The sequence below is a fragment of the Atopomonas hussainii genome (genome assembly GCF_900109735.1).
In the GTDB taxonomy this organism is placed as follows: Bacteria; Pseudomonadota; Gammaproteobacteria; order Pseudomonadales; family Pseudomonadaceae; genus Atopomonas; species Atopomonas hussainii.
The window spans coordinates 24547-42364 of record NZ_FOAS01000010.1 but is presented as its reverse complement, the minus strand read 5'-3'; the positions used below and the strand labels follow the sequence as shown (position 1 = coordinate 42364).

The window sequence follows — 17818 nt, the reverse complement described above, 5'->3', positions numbered from 1 at the left end:
GCATTTTGTTAATCTGACCCCTTGCCGCATATATTGCTCGGTTAATTCATATATGCGGTGGGGTGACCAATAAATTTACCATCTTGAAAATAAAAACAGAAATTCCCTGTTGTTATTGCTCGATACACCAATATGTCACCATCTATACAGACTTCGTTACTGTCTAAACCAAATGAAATCTTTCCATCCTTACCCTCAGGGTCCGTATCGCTCGGGGTTCCTGAGTATGCGTCTATGGGGATTGGATAGAAAAAACCGGTTGAAGGATCTATCGCGACAACTGACTTTTGATGGTATTCAGGGCGCTCTGAAATTGTTAGTAAAATGTAGTTATTGTTAAAATTTGGCATGCTCTCTGCGATAGCAGTGCTTACTGCGTTGATATGTTTTTCATCGCAAAAATTTACTGGGCTATACGAGAACGAGCAGCCATCCTGATTGGAGTACTCAATTCTTACCTTGGCAGATGGATATGTTGTTTCGGTTTCTGGCACTGCTTGTTGAGATGCACAGCCCACCGATGACACACATAGTGCTAGTGCGACTAAGTAAAAATTTATTGATCCCATTGGCATTGGTTAGCCTCTCTTAGTGCGTCTCGAAGTAGAGTGGTAGATTTCATGTTAGCTGTATTTGCTCTTGATTCGTGATATGAGAGTGTGCCGTCGGATGTCCTGCCATCTTTAATTTTCATGCCTGCTGGTGCGGCAATTGAAGCCCACTCCTTTGCAGCTGCGTATTGCGCGTCGTCGATAGAGCCTTCTCCATTTTTTACGAAGCGGGATAAGCTTCCGCCGCCAGCTTTATCGATTAGGTATTCTCTGAAGACGCGTTCTTGCATCTCTCCGTCATAGAGTTCCTCACCAGTTAAATGCATTTTGCGTTTTGCTGAGTTCAAGGTTGATATTATCGTCTGGTATTTTCCAGTTGCAAACATTCTACCTCTATCAGTTCCAGCTAAATTTTCCGTGGATATAATTGAATTTATTGTTTTTCCTGTAACAGTCCCGGCGGGCGGATTTATAAATGAGAAGCCAACTTTCCCACCGGGCACATTTTTAGTGCCGGTGTTGTATGATTCATAATTCCCTTCGCCATGAGAAATAATATCCCCGATCTTTCTGATAATACTATCTAGCTCTGTTTTTTGTAGGGTCAGAGATCCAATAAATTCGATTGGATGTAAGTGATGCACCTGCTTCGGCAACGACACTTGCATCGCCCCGGCCAGTTCATCCCAAAATACTAAATTGTCGATACGCTCCTGTTCATGCCGGAGCACGTCTGGGGAGTACTTGAGTAGTTCAGTCAATGGCTGCCACTTCGCCTCACTCGACTTTGCTTGCCATTCAGTAGGATGGTAGCCAATCAGCTTCGACCAGCGGTCGCGCAGTTTTGGGGTTTTCAGAGCACTCGCGATCTCATCAGGCGTGACCTTACCGTCCTTGTTACCTAACGCATCGACTTTTTTATAGAGCGCCTGGTAGAAGTCCGGGGTGGCCTCGGGATCAAGGAAGCCGTCGGCGTTTCCGTTGTTTTCCTTAACGATCTGAAAGCCTAATTTTTCTCTGTCGTGCTGACAGATCATTTCAGCATCTTGCTTGGCAATGTAACCATCTACGGTTGCGCCTGCCGAGGTGACCTTGATGTGGTACCACTCTTTTTTGTCCGGCGCCTTGAGTAGCTTCGCTTGGTTCGGGTTGATGACATAGTTTTCATTCACAACTTGACCGCTGGGGGTAAAAGCGGGTGCAGCGTCGGTGCCGCTCTTGTTGTAGATAACTTTACCCTTTGCAACCCGTAGGTACTGTTTGCCATCCTTCAATCCTGCCGGATTCTTCAAAAAAGTCTCTAAGCCGGGGTCGGTTGAGAAGAGTTCTATATGTACCTGATGTTTGCTCTTGACGCCGCCCTTGGGGCTAGCGAGGGTTTCATAGAGCCCCATATAGCCGATGGGATCGCCTGCCTTGATCGGAATGGCGCAGGTGACAACTGAATCGAAATCGCACGGATCATCAGGTATTAGCTCTGTCGAGTTGGCGTCCAACGCTACCCAAATCGGGCCTGCGGGGCAGATAGGCGTATCCCAGAACCCGCCACTGACTAGGGTGCAAGGCGCCATTAGCTGCTGACGACCGTCACGCTGAACGCGTTTGACGGCGTCCGATGCGTACTCCAGCACACTGCTCTCGGCGAGTTGCCCCATTCTTTTATCGGTTGACGCTTCAGGTGTACTGAAAGCGGGTACGCGTTTCTTCAGCCGGGCCTTGACCTTGCCTTTCCAGTAAGAGGGGCGAACGCGTTGTTGTTGCGGAATTTCTTCGACGTATCGCTCCGTTTCATTGTTGGCTTCGCTTTTGCTGATGGCCATCCACACCAGATCGCCGACCTTGGCGGTCTGCACGCCAGCCTTCCTAACGCCTTTGCTGAGAATTTTGATCTGTGCCAATTCGTAGGTCGTGGTGTCGCCGGGCTTCATTGGGTGATTCGGTGTAATGGAGATCACTTCGACCTCCGCGCCCAAGTCGATCTGCCCAAGCGGTGTTGCGGTTAAGTTGGCTTCTTTACGTACATTGCGGTTTTTAGCTTTGATGCGCAGGCGTGTGTGGTACTCACCCGCCTGCAACGGGTATTGCTCGAAAGGCAGCAGGTGCATATACAAGCTGAAGAATGACAGCTTGTTGGTTTCCGGTTTTGCAGGCTCTTGCTTGCCCGCAGCCTGGGGTGCGAGAGGGACCTCTTTGAATATGTCTTTTTTGTCTTTGCCTTTAAGAACGGAGCCTCTCTTATCCAAGGCCGCGAACCATATCTCGCTGGTCGCTGCGCGCGTGACCGGGTTCCCTGATCTATCACGACCGGGCAGTGCAGCCTTGATCTTGGCAAGGGCGAAGCGCATGTCTTTTGTGTCGTGGGTCTTGATGATCTGCAATTCTGTACCGACTGGCATCAGTGCTTCAAAATCACCCGTGGAGCCCAGCGTTGTATTCGCAACGTCGCGCCCATTGCGAGAGGTTGTAAGTTGCACGGTTTTGCCAACCCATTCGGTCGTGGCCGCGGGCTTCTTTTCAGACGGTCGCTTTGCCGACTCGTAGGTATGGCGCACTAAACAGAAGGAGGTGGAGTAACGCAGATTGCTGCACTCTGTTTCGCCTTCAAAGGTAGAGGTGAGGTACTCCTTGTTCAGTCGATAGGCGACTACTTCGCCATCGGCCATGCAACGAATGGCTTGCTTAAGTGTGCATTGTGGTGCACTGAGTTCGCTGAAGTGAATGCCGCCATGCCAGAAGCCGTGGTTGCCCAACAGGTAGTGACCGGAGCTTTCTTTCTCCAAGGCCTTATAGAATTCTTCCAGTTGATAGTGATTGCCATCGGCTTTGCGAATTGGGAGCTGGTAGGGTCTACCATTATCTATTTGTTCAGGTGTTGCTCTTGGCTGTAAAGGCGCCGCTCCCCCAGTTTTGTACTGCAACTTGGGTCTTAGAAATTTGGTTGGTATCGGCCAGTAACCACTTCCGAACTTGGCAGAGGCTGGGCCGGTTGAGGTTTGTGAGCCATAGAAAGTACCTTTACCAGTGGCAGGGAAAAAACTCTCCACTACACCTGTGTGTTTGTGATTCTCGGTGCGCCACAGCGCTATGTCTCCTCCTAGAACATCCTCCTCGGCAATTTCTTCAAAGTAGATAGAGCTGTTCAGTTGAGCGGTGGTTTGGTATGGAATGTTGTAACCAGCCCCGTGCAGCATTTTGTGCAGTAAATGGGAGCAGTCGATCTCCTTGCGATTGTCCTTGTCTACATCATTGCTTCCGCCGCTACCGTATCCGTACTCATAGTTCGCTGCGGTATAATTAGCGCGTTGCTCAAGTAAACCTGTGCTCATAGGTTAGCGTCCTGCCTCTATGCATTTGACTTGTTTGGTGGGTTCTATTCCCTTTCCAATCAAGCGCTTTATATTCTTGGCTGCTCGTTCATGGCCCATTGCCGCAGCTGTGTTGTAGCAAGCCAATGCGTGGTGAATGTTCTGCTCAACAAGGGTGCCTGCCTCATAGGCATATCCCAATTGATTCAATGCCTCCGCTGACCCCATCGCTGCGCTGGCTATCAAAGCCTGTGCGGCTTTATCGGGGTTTGCGCAAGGACGTTCGCTGGAGTAGTTGCCCTCATCACAATAGAAGTCAGATAGGGGAAGTCCTGCTTCTGGCAATTGCTTTGCTGCTGCTGTGTAGAGCTCTTCTATCTGTTTGTTTTCTAGCCGCGGGGCTTGTCCGGACAGACTGAGGGAGGCAGCCGAGTAACTTGCTTCTGCCGAGCCATCTGCCGCCGCACATAGGTAACTATCGAGGGCAGCAATAAATAGTTGTTGCGTCGAGGGAGTAATCTCGACATTAGCTACATGCTCATAAGCCTTGCCGCGTGATAAGCAGTGGGCTGCGTCATTTCGGCTTGTAGTAATGGTTTGGGAACCACCCAGTGTCCAGTCCTCCACACGGCTTAGCATCCAACATGAGCGACGCTTGAAAACGAAGGTGCGCATGTACTCCCCTCGCTGTCCGCGCAACACTGCGGCGGAAGGAGGGAGCCATTCTAAAGTCAGGCCTAGTTCGGTCCATTGTTCTAGCGTGGGGATTAATGCTGATAGACGCTGTGTCTCGTCCAATTTTTCCAGTTTGATTTTAGGTAATGGATCTTTGCTCAATGTTTGTAGAGTCAAAGGCGTGGCGATAGATGCTTGCTGCAACGCCGAGTCTGAAGCGAATTGCTGGAAAAAAGCTCTGAAGTCACCAGTGCCGCAAGTTGTTTCGCTTTGGGTCTCACTGGCCTGTCCGGATAGGGTACAAAGCAGCAGGGCGCCAATACTGAATATCGAGTGAGATTTGAAGTGGGTGGGCATGGTTTGGCTCGTTATTCAGAGAACAGGAAAAATGCTTGCGGCTGGTTTTCAGTCTTTTGCCTCGAGTTGAGCAGCGCCTCGTCGAGCAGGTTGCCCGCCTGATCGCTGTCCGCCGCCCCCGGCAGTACCGGCGGCTTGATAGCTATACCGCTGCCTTTGCCGGGGCTGCCGCCTTCGTTGAGGCGGGCGAGTGGGCCGACTAGGGTGATGCCGCCGGGGTCGAGTTTGATAAAGCTGCCGCCGGCGCTGATGGTCAGTTCGGTGCCGGCCTCGATGACCATTTTTTGCCCAGCTTTAAGGTGGATTTCGCGGCCTGCTTTGGTGAGCTGGGCGGTGCCGAGCTGGATGTGTTGTTCTTGCGCGACGGTCAAGTGGTCGTCGGGTTTGACTTCCACTTTGCGGTCTTTAACTACCGTGTGGTGCTCTTCGAGGCGCAGTTCGGTGTGGCTGTTGGCCTCCACCGTGTCATGCCGTTCGTTGCCGATGCGGATGCGCTGGTCGTGCTCGATGTTTTCGTCCCAGTCGCGCTGGGCGTGCAGGTAGATCTGTTCTTGGCCTTTTTTGTCTTCGATACGCAGTTCGTTATAACCCCCGCCGCCGGGACTCGAAAGGGTTTTGAACACGCTACGGGTTTTGTTCGCCGGCAGGTCGTAGGGCACCAGATGTTCTTTATGGAACAGGCAGCCAGTCACCAGCGGTTGGTCAGGGTCGCCTTCTAAAAAGGTGACCAGCACTTCCATGCCGATACGCGGGATGGCGATGCCGCCGTAGCGGTCGCCGGCCCAATTACTCGCCACGCGCAGCCAGCAGCTGGTGTGTTCGTTGGCTTGGCCTTCGCGGTCCCAGTGGAATTGCACCTTGATGCGGCCGTATTCGTCGCAGTGGATTTCCTCACCCTGCGGGCCAGTGACCACGGCGGTTTGGCTGCCGAGCACTTGCGGCTTGCGGTGCACAAACGGCGGGCGGTACGGCACTTGCCACGGGGTGACGAGGAAGTGGTTGCGGTAGCCTTGCTCGAAGGCTTCAGCGCTTTCTAGGCCCTCACCGCTTTTTTTACCCTCACCCCTAACCCCTCTCCCCTTTGGAAAGGGGTAATTTAGGATGTCGGCGTTTTCTTCCAGCACTTGCGGTTGTTTGCCGTGATGCAGCACTTCGGTGAGTAGCCAGAGGTCGTTCCACTCTTTACGCGGGTGGTCGCTGATTTCCAGCAGGTGGCCGGTGACTAAGCGCGGTTGGTCGCTATCGCCTTGGCCTTGTTGGTAGTCGGCGCGGTGGCGTTCTTGAATGCGTTGGCTTAGGTGCTTACCGCGCGGGCGTTCGGTGAAGGCGCCGGGGTAGTCGTAGTCTTCTAGATCCGGTTCGCGGCGTTCATCGTTTGGCGTAAAGGCCGCTTCCATCAGCAGACGCGGCTTTTCGAAGTCGTAATCGCGACGGGTCACGCGGCGGGTGCGGCTGGCTACGCGCACGGCGAAGTGCTTGATCACCGGCTCGTCGGCGGTCATGCCGCTGTCGGGTAAATACACCGTGGGCTGGCCGAGTTTGCGGAAGCTGGTTTGGTCGTCGCCAAACACCAGCACATGACCGGCTGTGCTGTGCTCGAAGTGGTAATGAATGCCCTCTTCTTCGCACAGGCGCTGGATAAAGTGCAGGTCGCTTTCGTCGTACTGCACGCAGTAAGTGCGCTCGGGGTACAGGCTGCCGAGTTGGAAGCGGGAGTCGGTGCTGGTGATGCCGTGTTCTTCCAGCACAGTGGCGATGATGTCGGCCACGCTTAAGTGCTGAAAAATCCGCTGGTTATGGCGTAGCGCCAAGTAGCTTAGCTGCGGCTGCAGGGTGACGTGATAGCGGGTTAACCGATGGCCAGACTCGCCCTGCTCGACCCGTTGCAGCATGCCGTGCACACCCTCGCCTTGCGGGGTGAAGGCGAGAAACGCGCGGCGGTGCAGCAGCGATTCTAAGTCCAGATCAGGCTGTTCGCTGACTAGGGTGATGTCGAAGCGGTACGGCTGATTGAGCGCTTCGCGACCTTCGAAGGCGAGCACTTGCAGGTCGTGCTCCAGCCCGTCGATGGCGAGGGTGAAATGCGCGGTGTTGGCCGGGTTAAACATGGGGTTGCTTCCTTGCGCCAGTTCCTAAGTAGTGATTCCTTACGCGCGCCGGCCAAACCAGCGCGTGCGCCAGCCGCTGTTAGCGGCGGGGCTCTCGCGCAAGCTTTGTAGCAGCTCGGCGAGGGTGATTCGTTTAAGCGGGTCAAACTCCAGCGCTTGCGCCAGCATCGGCCAGCTGGTTTCTGGCCACTGCACCGCAGGCTCAAGCGTTAGCCCGGTCTGCACGGCTTGCTTGGCACTTAAGCGGCGGAACGGGTGTTGCCCGCTGGCCAGCTCATAGAGCACGCAGCCCAGCGCATACACATCGGCAGCGGCAGTCAGTTCACCGCCGTCCAGCAGTTCGGGGGCGGCGTAGCGTGGCGTCCACGCGGCAAAACGGTTGCGCGCCAAACGCGGTAAACCGGGCAGGCGTTTTTCTTCCGCTTGGCCTAAGCCAAAGTCGAACAGAGTGATGCCGTCGTCGCCGAGCATTAAGTTGCTGGGCTTGATATCACCGTGCAGCACGCCTTGTTCGTGGGCATAGCTTAGGGCTTGGCACAGCTGCTGGCCGATCTCCTGCACTTGCACCCACGGCAGGCCTTGCTGGCTGGATAGCAGCTGGTCGAGAGTGATGCCTTTGAGCAGGTCGAGGACGATAAACGCGCGACCGCTGTGGTTATCCACCTCAAAGCCGTGCAGGCGCACGATATGCGCATGGCGCAAACGCGCGGTGAGGGCGAACTCGCTGTACAGCAGCGCATTGGCGTCGGGGTACTCGCAAAAGTCTTCGCTGAGCACCTTCACCGCCACCACAGGCTCCGGGTCGCCAAATTGCTCGCGCAGCAAGTCACGGCAGCGGTACACCGCGCCCATGCCGCCCACGCCGAGCAGGCGCTCCAGCTTATAGCGCCCGCACAACACCTCGGGCAAAGCATTACCGGCTAGATGCTTCTGTTGCGCCTGCAGCGAACCCGAGCGCGCGCTGGCGGCAAACTCGGCAAAGGCATCTTCGCCCTGTTCGGGGGCGGGTTCGCTGACACGTAACGCTTCTAGCGCATCGTTCATGCGCGGCCTCCGTAATGCAGCACCACGGCGCTTAAGTTGTCGCGCGCCGGACCGCTGAGCACCTGGGCAAACAGGCGCTCCAGCGCTTGTTCGGGGCTGGGTGAGGCCAGCGCCCCGCAGAGCTGCGCGGGGGTTAAGTACTGATACAGGCCATCACTACACAGCAAGTACACATCGCCGGGCAGCGCTTCGAGCTCGAGCATTTCTAGCTTTAACTCGCTAGCCGCGCCGATCGCTTGGGTGAGCGCTTGTGCTTGCGGATGCTTGGCGGCGGTTTGTGCATCTACTTGCTGTTGCTCGACCAGCTCACGCGCTAAGCAGTGATCGCGACTGAGCTGATACAGCTGGCGATTGCGCAGTAGATAGCAGCGGCTATCGCCGGCCCACAGGCAGCTGAGCTGCTGCCCTTCGGCCAATAGGGCGACCACTGTGCTGCCCATTACGGGGTCGAGATTACGGTCGGCGAGCAGGGTTAGTTCGTCGCTAAAGCGGCGGTTTAACCAGTGCAAACATTGCTGCGCATGCCGGGTGCGCTCAGAAAGGCTCAGCGCCTCGAAGGGCAGCTCGCTTAAGCTTTCGGCAATTAAGCGGCTGGCCAGCGCACCGTCGCGGTGGCCGCCCATACCGTCGGCCACCAGCCACAGGCCGCGCTCGGCCAGATTCACGAAGCTGTCTTCGTTACGCGCCCGCACTTTGCCGATGTCGCTGCGCGCGGCACTACGCCAGCGCGCGGCGACAGGTTGCAGCATACCCATCAGAGCTGCGCCGGCAGTTGGAATTGACGCAGCTGCGCCAAGTCAAACGGGTTCGGCGAGCGCTGGCTATGCAGCAGGTAGTTAGCCCGCAAGCCGCCCAAATCAGCTTTCACCATCAGCACATCGCGGCCGCTGAAGTGGTCGACATTCAGCGTGTCGAGCAAGCGGAACAGCGACCACACGCCGTTGTTTTGCTCTTGCGCCACGCGGCGACCGCTCAAGTCTTCCAGCGTTAGGCTGACGCGCGCTTCACCGGCTTGCGCAGGCCAGCGGAAGGCGTGCTGCACAATCGGCCCGTGGCGGTATTCCATCTGCTGATCGGCCATACGGAAGTCGGCGCGGCCCACGGTGGGGTCGAGCGAATACGGCTCAAGCTTGAACAGAATCTGCGGCTCGGTGGGGTTCTCGGCAAAGAAGCTGCGTTGAATCACCTGCGTGCGATTCAGCTGGGCGAGGAAATCACGCGACACCGGCAGCACCATGTCATCCACGCGGCGCAGCTTGTAGCGGCCGTGGTCGAGGCTAACGAAGGCTTTCAGGTAGTCCTCATAGAAGCGCTGGGCTACGCCCTGCTCTTTGAAGAACTCGCGGAAATCCGCCAGTGCCACTTCGCTGTCGCTGTGCGCGGCAAACGGATAGCGCTTATCCAAGGCGCTGGCGTAGAAGCTGTACAGCTCGTCTTGGTAACGGCGGTTGAGGTAGCCGTAGGACTGCTTAAGCAGCAGATTCCAGCTCTCCCGCGCGGTGAGGCTAAACCAGTTGCCCACCGGCTGCGGCAAGCGCCCCGCGTTATAGCGCAGCTGACCGATGGCACCGCTCTGCCCGCGCATGCGCGCTTTGGCCAGATCGAAGGCGGTTTGCCCCGGATTGCTGGCGTGCGCCACGCTAAACAACAGCTGTTGCAGGCTGTTCAGCGATTGCATGGCCTGCGCCAGATCGGCAGTGGGGCCGGCGTTTTCATCCAACAACTGATGCAGCGGCGCGAAGCGCTGCTCGACACTCTGGCGCGCCGTGGCCGGCAAATCGGCCAGCGACTTTTGAGCTTTCTTCGCTGCTTGCGCGGCCAGTTTGCCGAGCTTTTTGTTTTTCGCCAGTTGCCCGGCGGCGTCTAAGTCGGCCTCACCGGCGGCATCGGTTAAGCCTTTGAACTGGGTGTGCTCACGCACTAGCTTAAGCGCAGCCAGAATTGGCGAGTCGGCAGCAGTCAGCTGCGACAGCAAGGTCGCGCCCTGCTCGGCTTCAAGCACGGGCAACAGTTCGAGGCGATTCACCGCGTCGCTCCAATGGCTGGCGTAATCGCGGAAGTACAGCGCCTCGACCTCGGCCATCAAGCGGCGCATGTCCATCACGCTGAGTTCTTTGTCATCACCCAGCACCCAGTTGTCGCGCAGAATATCGCGCAGCAGCTGGCCGCCTTGGCTAATAAACACCTGCTTGTAACCGCGTTGGGTGTACAGGCCCGGGATACGGTAATCGCCCCCACGGAAGCCGGTGGCCACTTGATCGAAGCTCAGTGGCGCCATCTCTTTCGAGCGCGCGCGCAGCTCGCGGTACACCACGTTAGCCAGCGACTCGCTGCGCAAAATGGCGCGGGCCTCGGCCACTAGGGCGTTATCCAACGGATACGGGGCGAACGATTCACTCAACAAACGCTCGAAGTGGCCGTTCAAACCGCTCTGCACGGCGTTATCGCCGGGATAGCGCTGCGACCAATCGGCGGCCAGCCATTCTTTGAGGAAGTCGGCATCCAGACGCTCGTGCATGTTGAGCATCAGGTAAGCGCGCAGGCTGTTGAGTAGGGTTTCGCGGTCTTGGCGATTGGCGCGCACTTGGCCTTCCAACTGCGCAGCCACTTGCGGCAACAGTTGGCTGGCGAGCACCTGACGGTAGTGCTGGTGTAGCTCAGGGTTAACCTGCTCGCCCTGATACAGACCGGCGCGGCGCCACAGCGCTTCATCGCTGCTCGGCGGAAACTCCAAGCTCGCCGCGTAGGCTTTATCCAACACCGGCAGACGCGCTTCGGCGTCTTCTAAACCCTGCTGAGCGCCGAGCAGGTCGCGCAGCTCCAGCCAATACGCCTCAAGATTTTGCAGGCGATTGTGGTTCTGGTTAAAGCCCAGCGCCCACAGCGCGGCCATGGCGCTCACGCCAACAATCGCCGCCGCATACAGGGCACGCTGTCCCCAGCTGATGCGATTCACCTCGCGCTTATCCAACGTGGCCAAGTCAGCCTCGGGGAAGATCACTTCGGTAAGCAGCTGCTTAATAAAGCGCGCGCGGCCACTTTGATAGGTAGGCAGCAAGCCACGGTCGAGGCCCAAGTTGCGGCCGATGCTGGCGGTTTGTGCGTCCATGCCGCTGGCCACGCTCGGCGCGCTGGTGAGGTAAAAACCACGCAGCTTGCTGGCCCGCTGATAACGGTTGCCAGAGAACGCCAATTCAGTGAACAAACACAGCGGCTCGCCCAATTGGCCGAGCTGATGCGGGAAGTCGAGAATGCGCCCACGGCGCTGCTGATCACGCTCTTGATGCACGCGCATGATCACTTGGCTGTTTAGGCGGCGCAGCAGCTCTTCAAACTCTTGGCGCACGGTTTGTGCATCGGCGGCGTTTTGCTCGATGCGGAAGCTCGCGCCCAGCACTTGATCGCTCTCTTCACGCGACAGCTGATCGAAAAACTCATCGAAGCCGCTAATTTGGTCGCCCTTACTCAGCACCAGATACACCGGCACATCGGCGCCCAAGCGCTCGTGCACTTCGTGCAGGCGCTGACGGGTTTGGCGGGCGAGGTTTTCCAGTGCCAGCTCGCTTTGACTCAGCAGGCTATCCACCGGCAGCACCACCAGTACACCGTTTAACGGCCGTGCACGACGCTTACGCAGCAGGCCCAGCAGGCTCTGCCAGGCGGATTTATCCACCGCGCTTTCATCGTGCGACAGATAACGGCCAGCGGTGTCGATCAGCACGCCGTGATCGGCGAAGTACCAATCGCAGTAGCGCGTGCCGCCAATATCGCGGGTCAGTTTTTGCTGCTCGCGATTGAGCGGAAAGTCCACGCCGGAGAAATCCAGCAGCGAGGTTTTACCCGCGCCTTGCGGGCCGATCAGCAAGTACCACGGCAGGTCATTGCGCCAGCGCTCACTACGGCCGCGATACAGGCTAGAGCGGCGAATGGTGCGCAGTGCGTCTTTAAAACGGCGCTGCAGCTCGCTTTGCTCTTCGTCGATCACCTCTTGCTGCAGCTGTTGTTGCTGCACGGCTTCGTCGCTGGCCTCGGCCTGCTTACGGCGATTGGCGCGCCAGTTGCTGAACACCAGCCCCAAGCCCCAGCAGAGCATCAGCACGCTGATGGTTACTAAGCGGCTCACGGCGGGCTCCCAGAACTTCACCTCGGCCACGGCAAAATACGGCCCGGCGAACCACACCAACAGGCTCAGTACCAATACCAGGCACAGGCTCCACACCCAGGTTTTGGCGAAAAAACTCGCCAACTTCGCGAAAAAATCCTTCATGACAGTCGTCCCTGTTTACTTCACCGGCGCTTCAGGCGCCGCTTCCAGCGTTTGATATTGCTCGAGTACCGCCGTGCGTTCTTGGCTTAACACCCACGAGAAGCCGCCATAAATGGCCGCCATACTCGCGGCGCTGAGCAGCAGCACCAACCACCACGGCACGATACGCAGCAGACGGCGGCGCACATCACGCAGGCCCTGCCAATGCGGCGACAGCTCGCGCGGGGTATCGCCGCGCAGCATGCGAATCTGCCGATACAGGCTGTCGCGGATGCCTTCCAGCTCAAGCATGCCGCGACTGAGCACGCGGTATTTGCCCTCAAAGCCCAAGCTCAGGCACAGGTACATCAGCTCCAGCATCGGTAGGTGCTTCACCGGGTTGCGGCTTAGCCGCTCGAGCAACTGAAAGAACTTCTCGCCGCCGAAGGTTTCGTTATGGAAGTGGCTGAGCAGGCTCATCTGCGACCACTCGCTCTCGTTGCCCCACGCGGTGGTGACGACCGCTTCATCGAGCACAGTGCAGAGCACATAGCGCGCGGCCATCACCTGGCTATTTTCCACGCCATCGTGCAGGGCGCGGTGCTCGAACAGTTTCATCTCGCCGGCAAGCTGCTCTTGCAGGGCGCGCAGTTGCTCGGGCTCGTCGCTGTGCTTTAAGCGCACCACTTCCGAGAGCAAGCGCGCGGCGGCGGCCACCAGCGGGTTAATGCTGAGATTGAAGCTCTCCGCCGGGCGCAAACGGGCGGCGTAGATCATCCGCTCTTCGAGCTGCTCGAACTTGGGCGCGCTGTTGAAGTCGGTCAGGGGGCTTTCTTTACCAGCCTCGGCCTGACGATTGAGGATGACGGTTTTGTCATCCGCGTAGTCCATTTCCTTGAACATGCTCAGTTCCTAATCGCCCAGAATTTCAGTTCAAGCCCAGGGAAATCCCCAGACACATGGAAGGCAAAGCCGCCGCTGCGCTCCAGCTGCGCCAGCTCTTGCGAGCTGATTTCCAGCGCGAAGTAGGTTTTGCCGGAGTGGAAGGGAATCTGCCGTGGCGCCACCGGCATCGGCTTGATCTTGAAGCCCGGCAAATGCAGGTTGACCAGCTGGCGGATGCGCTCCACCGGGCCGACCTTGAGCTGCGCGGGCAGGCGATTGCGCAGGGTTTCTGGGTCGCAATCGGCGCTGGCGGCAAGCACAAACGACGAGGTGCCGAGCAACTTGTGGTCGTGCAGCGGCGATACCTGAATGCCGTACTGGCGCTGCTGCAACAGCAGCTCGATGGCGTGTTGCTCAAGCACCATCGACAGCACTTGGCGAATGGCGTCCATCAGCTTGCGGAAGCTCACCCCTTGGTCGCTGTGCACATAGCTGCTTTCTAGGCGCGGGCGTTTGCTCTCGCTGGCGAAGGTAGCCAGCTCGCCCAGCAAGCCGAGCAGCTCGCGGTAGATTTTCTCCGGGTGCAGTTGCGGCAGGCTAAGGTAGTGACGCAGCACCGGCTCGCTGCGGTTGATCAGCTGCAGCATCATAAAATCGCCCACTTCGGCGCCGCCGACTTTGCCGGTTGAGCGGATACGCTCGGCCAGAATGTCGCCACGGTGGGCGAGCATGCTGATCACTTCTTTCAGGCACGACAGCAAGTAGGTGGACTGCTGAAAGTGCACGAAGGTGGGGATAAATTCGTTGTCGAGGGTGATCACCCCATCCGGCGAGGTATCCAGCACATCGCACAGCGCCAGCTTGACGTAGGCCTCGTCGTTTTGTTGCTCGCCGAGCAGCAACTTGAACTCGGGGCGCGCGCAGCTGACTTGGCTGCTGGTGTTTTCGCCGGCGTTGGAATCCACCACATCGGCGGCAATCGCCAAGTAGCGCGCCAGCACATCTTGCTGCTCGCCACGGCGGCTTTCGATATGGTTGCCGGTGACTAACGGCAAGCCCAAATACACCCGCGTGCTGCCACTGTTAGGCGCGATATCCAGCGCCAGCGGCTCGCGCTCGCTACCCAGCTCAAACAAGGTGCCATCGGGCATGATGCCGCTGGCCTTGCTGACCACCAGCTTGCCCATGTTTAAAAACTGGCGGTCGATCTCCAGCTCAAAAAAGCCCCAGCCGTACACTTCTAAACGCTGGGTGCGGGTTTTCAGTTGGTAGTCGTAATAACGGTCGTTCTGCTGGAAGTGCTGCGGGCGCAGCAACATGCCTTCTTGCCAGACCACTTTATGCATCAACATGGCTGGCTCCTCAGTCGTCTTGTGCGGCGTCATCGGCCGGGTTGTGTAGGCCCAAGTCGCCCACGTGCAGGGTGACGCGGTTGATCTCTTCCGGCTCCAGCGCAATCACGTAATGCCAGCGGCTTTCCGGCAGATCGCGGTAGGCGGCCAGCACGCCGACATAGCGGCTGTCGGGCTTCACCGACAGTTGCAGCTGTTGCTGCTCGCCGGGGCGCAGGGAGAGTTCTTCTTCGGCCACCCAGTCTTGTGCCAGCACGTCTTTGCTGCGCTGGTAGAGGGCGAAGAAGTCACTGTTTTCAAAGGCCACGGGGCGCTTGAGCTCGTACAAACGCACCACAATCGGCGATGGGCGACCGTTAAGGTCGGGGTTTAGGCGGTCGCTGCCTTGCAGCTCCAGCGCCAGCTTAGTGGTGCTGGAGTACGGCGACAGGCTGGAACAGGCAGCCAACAGCGTGCAGAGCAGCAGCAAAGCCGCCGCGCGCAGGCGAGAAATCACAGACATGGAATGCTCCTTACACTTCCGTTTGTAGGGTGGCGATGAGCCGGGCTTGTTCTTCGTAGGCGCAGGCAAACTCGCGGGCAAATTGCTGCTCGCCCCAGCTGCCATCATCTTTTTGCCGGCTATGCCAGCGCTGATAGGCGCGCCAGCGGCTACCCGCCGTGGCTAACAGCGGCTTGCGCTCACGCTCGAAGCGCAGCGCCAGTTGCTCGGGGGCGAATTGCTCGTGCATGGCGGTGACCGCGGCGCGGCTACCGGCGAGCATGGCCACCTGATGCGCTTGTAAATCGCGGAAGGCGCGACTGATCGCCTGCCCCGCAGGCATCTGGCCTTGCTTGCCAGCCAATAACGCCGCCACGGCTTCTTCGGTGGTGTGCTGGTTTTTCAGCGGGTTATTGCCGCTGCTGGCCACGGTGGTTTGCGCCAAGCGCAGCTCGTTTTTCAGCTCGGCGCGGGTGCGCAGGCTTTGCTGCAAGCCGCCCACACACTGCTTAAGCAGCTGCGCCGCACGCAGCGCCAATGCCTCGCGCTGTTCGGCGGGCAGGCTGGCCAGTTCCACGCCCAGCTCTGCAGCCAAGCGCTGCCAAAAACCTTCGCTCACCGGCGCCACTTCCGGCACGGGTGCAGGCTTGGGCTGCGGCGCTGGAGCTTCAGGCACCAGCTCGGGCACGGCGAGGCTTTCCATATCAATACGCGCATAGTCGCCGCGCTGATCGTCGCTAATCGGCGCGTCTAAATCGCTTAGGTAATCGCTCTCGGCATACAGCTGCTCTTGCTGATCCAACGCGCTGAGCGGGTCGAGACCGAGAAACGCGTCATCGGGGATGATCTGCCCCGCGGGCTGCGGACGCCCGACTTGGCCTTCAAACTGCGCGGGGTCTTGCACCAAGCGCGCACGAATCTCGAACTCGCCCAAGCAAAATACACTGCCGTGCTCAATGCGGTGCGCATCGCCTTTACGTAAGCGCGCACCGGTGTCTTTTAGCGTGACGCCGTTGGTGCTGGTATCGGTGAGGTAAAAGCTACCGTCGCGGTAGCTCACCTGCGCATGATGCCCAGACAAATGCCGCTTGCGGTCGGGGATTACCCAGTCGCAGTCATCATTACGACCGATCAGGCCACCGGCCTGCTTAAAGGTACGACTGGTCAACAAACCCGGCACAAACTGCTGCGCGCTGACCATCTCAAAAACCAGTTCCATGGCGCTATAACTCCTTAAACACCGCGATTAACGGCGGTGGGTTCACCCAAAGGGCGGTATTCGTCGTCGCTGTATTTGTAGTTGCCGGTGCAACCACTCATAGCCAGCACCGCGATTAACAAACTGAAGATATAAAAAGGGCGTCGCATGGAATTCCTCCCTGAATAATAAAATGCAAGCCTGCCATCACAGACTTACCAACACTGCGCGCTGTTACCTGCTCGGCGCAGCGCGATTAATAATTTATTTAGCGCCAGCTTTCGTAAGGAATGCCGTGCTTCTCGATATATTCCTTAGCCGCAGGTGAAAGCGATCGGTATTTTGATGACTTACCGCGCCAAGGGCCTTCTCCGACTACTTCAGCCTGTACACGTATAACCTCAACAACGTTCAAGCACCCGCCACCCTGAACTACTCGGACCATCCCACCAGGGGCCAAATGCAGCCCAAGATTATTTGCCACTGGCTTAGAGTCAGAGTGACCACATAAAGCCTCAACCGGCTTGTGCATCGACTCTCTAATCTCATCCGTCACATTGACAACTATCTGATATGTTTGCGGCTCGACTAATGAATGCCACCGCACATAAATTCGCTCAGGCAAATCGTAGCCAAACATATAGCGGCCACTACCAATACCCACAAGCTTTCCCCAGCCCCGCGGATCACCACTATTACCGGGCGGGCTCGCAACTGAAACCAGCCCTCCACCAGCGCGGTGGTTTACGCCACCATTAATATCTTTAAACTGCACATCTTCCAACCAAACCTCCATATAAGCGGGGGCACCAAAGCCTAGATACCAGCTCTTTTGCAAATCTCTACCAGTGGGTGATGCACACCCAGAAAGCAGCAGCACAAAAATAAAGACCAGCCTAAAAAAACTCACTCAAACACTCTCAAATCAAACAGCCGCTCAAAAAACACATTTCATTTCCAACTATCGTAGGGAATACCGTACTTCTCGATATACTCTTTTGCCGCCGGCGAGAGCGAGTGATATTTTGATGATTTGCCGAGCCAAGGACCCTCTTCAACGACCTCAGCTTGCAAGCGCATGACTTCAGTTGCTCTAATACAAGTGCCGCCCTGAACAACCCGAACAATACCGCCTGGCGCCAGATGCAGGCCTAATTTATTACGAACAGGCTTATAACGGCATTCAACATCAAGAGGCTTACGCATCGCCTCTCTCATTTCATCGGTCACATTTACAGCTACCTTATAGGCCTGAGGCTCAGCCATGGACTGCCAGCGAACAAAAATCCTGTCCGGAAGGTCATAGCCGAACATATATCGGCCGCTACCAATCCCAACAAGTTTATTCCAACCATGTGGCTCACCCGCGTTTCCTAACGGGCTCACCATTGAAACAACCCCACCACCCGCACGAAAGTTCACATCCCCTTGAACATCCTTAAACTGCACATCCTCCAACCAAACTTCCATGTAATCCGGAGCACCGAACCCAAGAAACCAAGTCTCGTCTGGGTCACGCGCTGAAGAAGAAGCGCAACCAGAAAGCAGCAGCACAGAAATAAAGGCCAGTCTAAAAAAGCTCACACAAGCACTCTCAAATCAAACCACCCATCAAA

At 57.2% G+C, this 17818-nt stretch carries 14 protein-coding genes; all 14 read right to left on the bottom strand.

Features of this window, described 5'->3' with window-relative positions; all coding sequences use genetic code 11:
- Positions 1-41 precede the first annotated feature (41 nt).
- The gene (locus BMX80_RS10915) at positions 42-575 is read right to left on the bottom strand and encodes a hypothetical protein (protein WP_074868310.1); all 534 of its coding nucleotides are present in this window, start codon (positions 573-575) and stop codon (positions 42-44) included.
- A complete protein-coding gene (locus BMX80_RS10910; RefSeq protein ID WP_074868307.1) occupies positions 557-3877 on the bottom strand; it encodes a hypothetical protein in 3321 nt (1106 codons plus the stop codon). The genes BMX80_RS10915 and BMX80_RS10910 overlap by 19 nt, the downstream gene beginning before the upstream one ends.
- A gap of 3 nt (positions 3878-3880) precedes the next feature.
- Positions 3881-4888, bottom strand: a complete 1008-nt coding sequence (locus tag BMX80_RS10905; protein WP_074868304.1) for a hypothetical protein — start codon at positions 4886-4888, stop codon at positions 3881-3883.
- A gap of 11 nt (positions 4889-4899) precedes the next feature.
- Positions 4900-6996, bottom strand: a complete 2097-nt coding sequence (gene tssI / locus BMX80_RS10900) for a type VI secretion system Vgr family protein (protein ID WP_074868302.1) — start codon at positions 6994-6996, stop codon at positions 4900-4902.
- Between the two features lie 39 nt (positions 6997-7035).
- Entirely contained in the window at positions 7036-8040 is a 1005-nt protein-coding gene (locus BMX80_RS10895) for a serine/threonine-protein kinase (RefSeq protein ID WP_074868299.1), read from the bottom strand.
- Complete coding sequence (locus BMX80_RS10890; RefSeq protein ID WP_139214102.1) at positions 8037-8789, bottom strand: PP2C family protein-serine/threonine phosphatase; 753 nt, start codon at positions 8787-8789, stop codon at positions 8037-8039. The genes BMX80_RS10895 and BMX80_RS10890 overlap by 4 nt, the downstream gene beginning before the upstream one ends.
- A gap of 5 nt (positions 8790-8794) precedes the next feature.
- The gene (gene tssM / locus BMX80_RS10885) at positions 8795-12307 is read right to left on the bottom strand and encodes a type VI secretion system membrane subunit TssM (RefSeq protein WP_074868294.1); all 3513 of its coding nucleotides are present in this window, start codon (positions 12305-12307) and stop codon (positions 8795-8797) included.
- 15 nt (positions 12308-12322) lie between these two features.
- Complete coding sequence (gene icmH / locus BMX80_RS10880; protein WP_074868292.1) at positions 12323-13189, bottom strand: type IVB secretion system protein IcmH/DotU; 867 nt, start codon at positions 13187-13189, stop codon at positions 12323-12325.
- Between the two features lie 2 nt (positions 13190-13191).
- Entirely contained in the window at positions 13192-14523 is a 1332-nt protein-coding gene (tssK, locus tag BMX80_RS10875) for a type VI secretion system baseplate subunit TssK (protein WP_071871067.1), read from the bottom strand.
- 10 nt (positions 14524-14533) lie between these two features.
- Positions 14534-15016: a type VI secretion system lipoprotein TssJ gene (gene tssJ, locus BMX80_RS10870; RefSeq protein ID WP_407922792.1), complete on the bottom strand. Its 483-nt coding sequence runs from the start codon at positions 15014-15016 to the stop codon at positions 14534-14536.
- Between the two features lie 19 nt (positions 15017-15035).
- A complete protein-coding gene (gene tagH, locus BMX80_RS10865) occupies positions 15036-16223 on the bottom strand; it encodes a type VI secretion system-associated FHA domain protein TagH (RefSeq protein ID WP_074868287.1) in 1188 nt (395 codons plus the stop codon).
- Between the two features lie 14 nt (positions 16224-16237).
- Positions 16238-16372 carry a type VI secretion protein gene (locus BMX80_RS10860; RefSeq protein WP_074868284.1) on the bottom strand — a complete coding sequence of 45 codons (135 nt, stop codon included), beginning with the start codon at positions 16370-16372 and terminating at the stop codon, positions 16238-16240.
- 98 nt (positions 16373-16470) lie between these two features.
- The gene (locus BMX80_RS10855; RefSeq protein ID WP_074868283.1) at positions 16471-17112 is read right to left on the bottom strand and encodes a DUF2931 family protein; all 642 of its coding nucleotides are present in this window, start codon (positions 17110-17112) and stop codon (positions 16471-16473) included.
- 41 nt (positions 17113-17153) lie between these two features.
- The gene (locus tag BMX80_RS10850) at positions 17154-17786 is read right to left on the bottom strand and encodes a DUF2931 family protein (protein WP_074868280.1); all 633 of its coding nucleotides are present in this window, start codon (positions 17784-17786) and stop codon (positions 17154-17156) included.
- Positions 17787-17818 lie beyond the last annotated feature (32 nt).

Coding starts and splice junctions, on each gene's coding strand:
- BMX80_RS10915 (WP_074868310.1), bottom strand. CDS start 575: ATGCCAATGGGATCAATAAATTTTTACTTAGTCGCACTAGCACTATGT.
- BMX80_RS10910 (WP_074868307.1), bottom strand. CDS start 3,877: ATGAGCACAGGTTTACTTGAGCAACGCGCTAATTATACCGCAGCGAAC.
- BMX80_RS10905 (WP_074868304.1), bottom strand. CDS start 4,888: ATGCCCACCCACTTCAAATCTCACTCGATATTCAGTATTGGCGCCCTG.
- tssI (WP_074868302.1), bottom strand. CDS start 6,996: ATGTTTAACCCGGCCAACACCGCGCATTTCACCCTCGCCATCGACGGG.
- BMX80_RS10895 (WP_074868299.1), bottom strand. CDS start 8,040: ATGAACGATGCGCTAGAAGCGTTACGTGTCAGCGAACCCGCCCCCGAA.
- BMX80_RS10890 (WP_139214102.1), bottom strand. CDS start 8,789: ATGCTGCAACCTGTCGCCGCGCGCTGGCGTAGTGCCGCGCGCAGCGAC.
- tssM (WP_074868294.1), bottom strand. CDS start 12,307: ATGAAGGATTTTTTCGCGAAGTTGGCGAGTTTTTTCGCCAAAACCTGG.
- icmH (WP_074868292.1), bottom strand. CDS start 13,189: ATGTTCAAGGAAATGGACTACGCGGATGACAAAACCGTCATCCTCAAT.
- tssK (WP_071871067.1), bottom strand. CDS start 14,523: ATGTTGATGCATAAAGTGGTCTGGCAAGAAGGCATGTTGCTGCGCCCG.
- tagH (WP_074868287.1), bottom strand. CDS start 16,223: ATGGAACTGGTTTTTGAGATGGTCAGCGCGCAGCAGTTTGTGCCGGGT.
- BMX80_RS10860 (WP_074868284.1), bottom strand. CDS start 16,372: ATGCGACGCCCTTTTTATATCTTCAGTTTGTTAATCGCGGTGCTGGCT.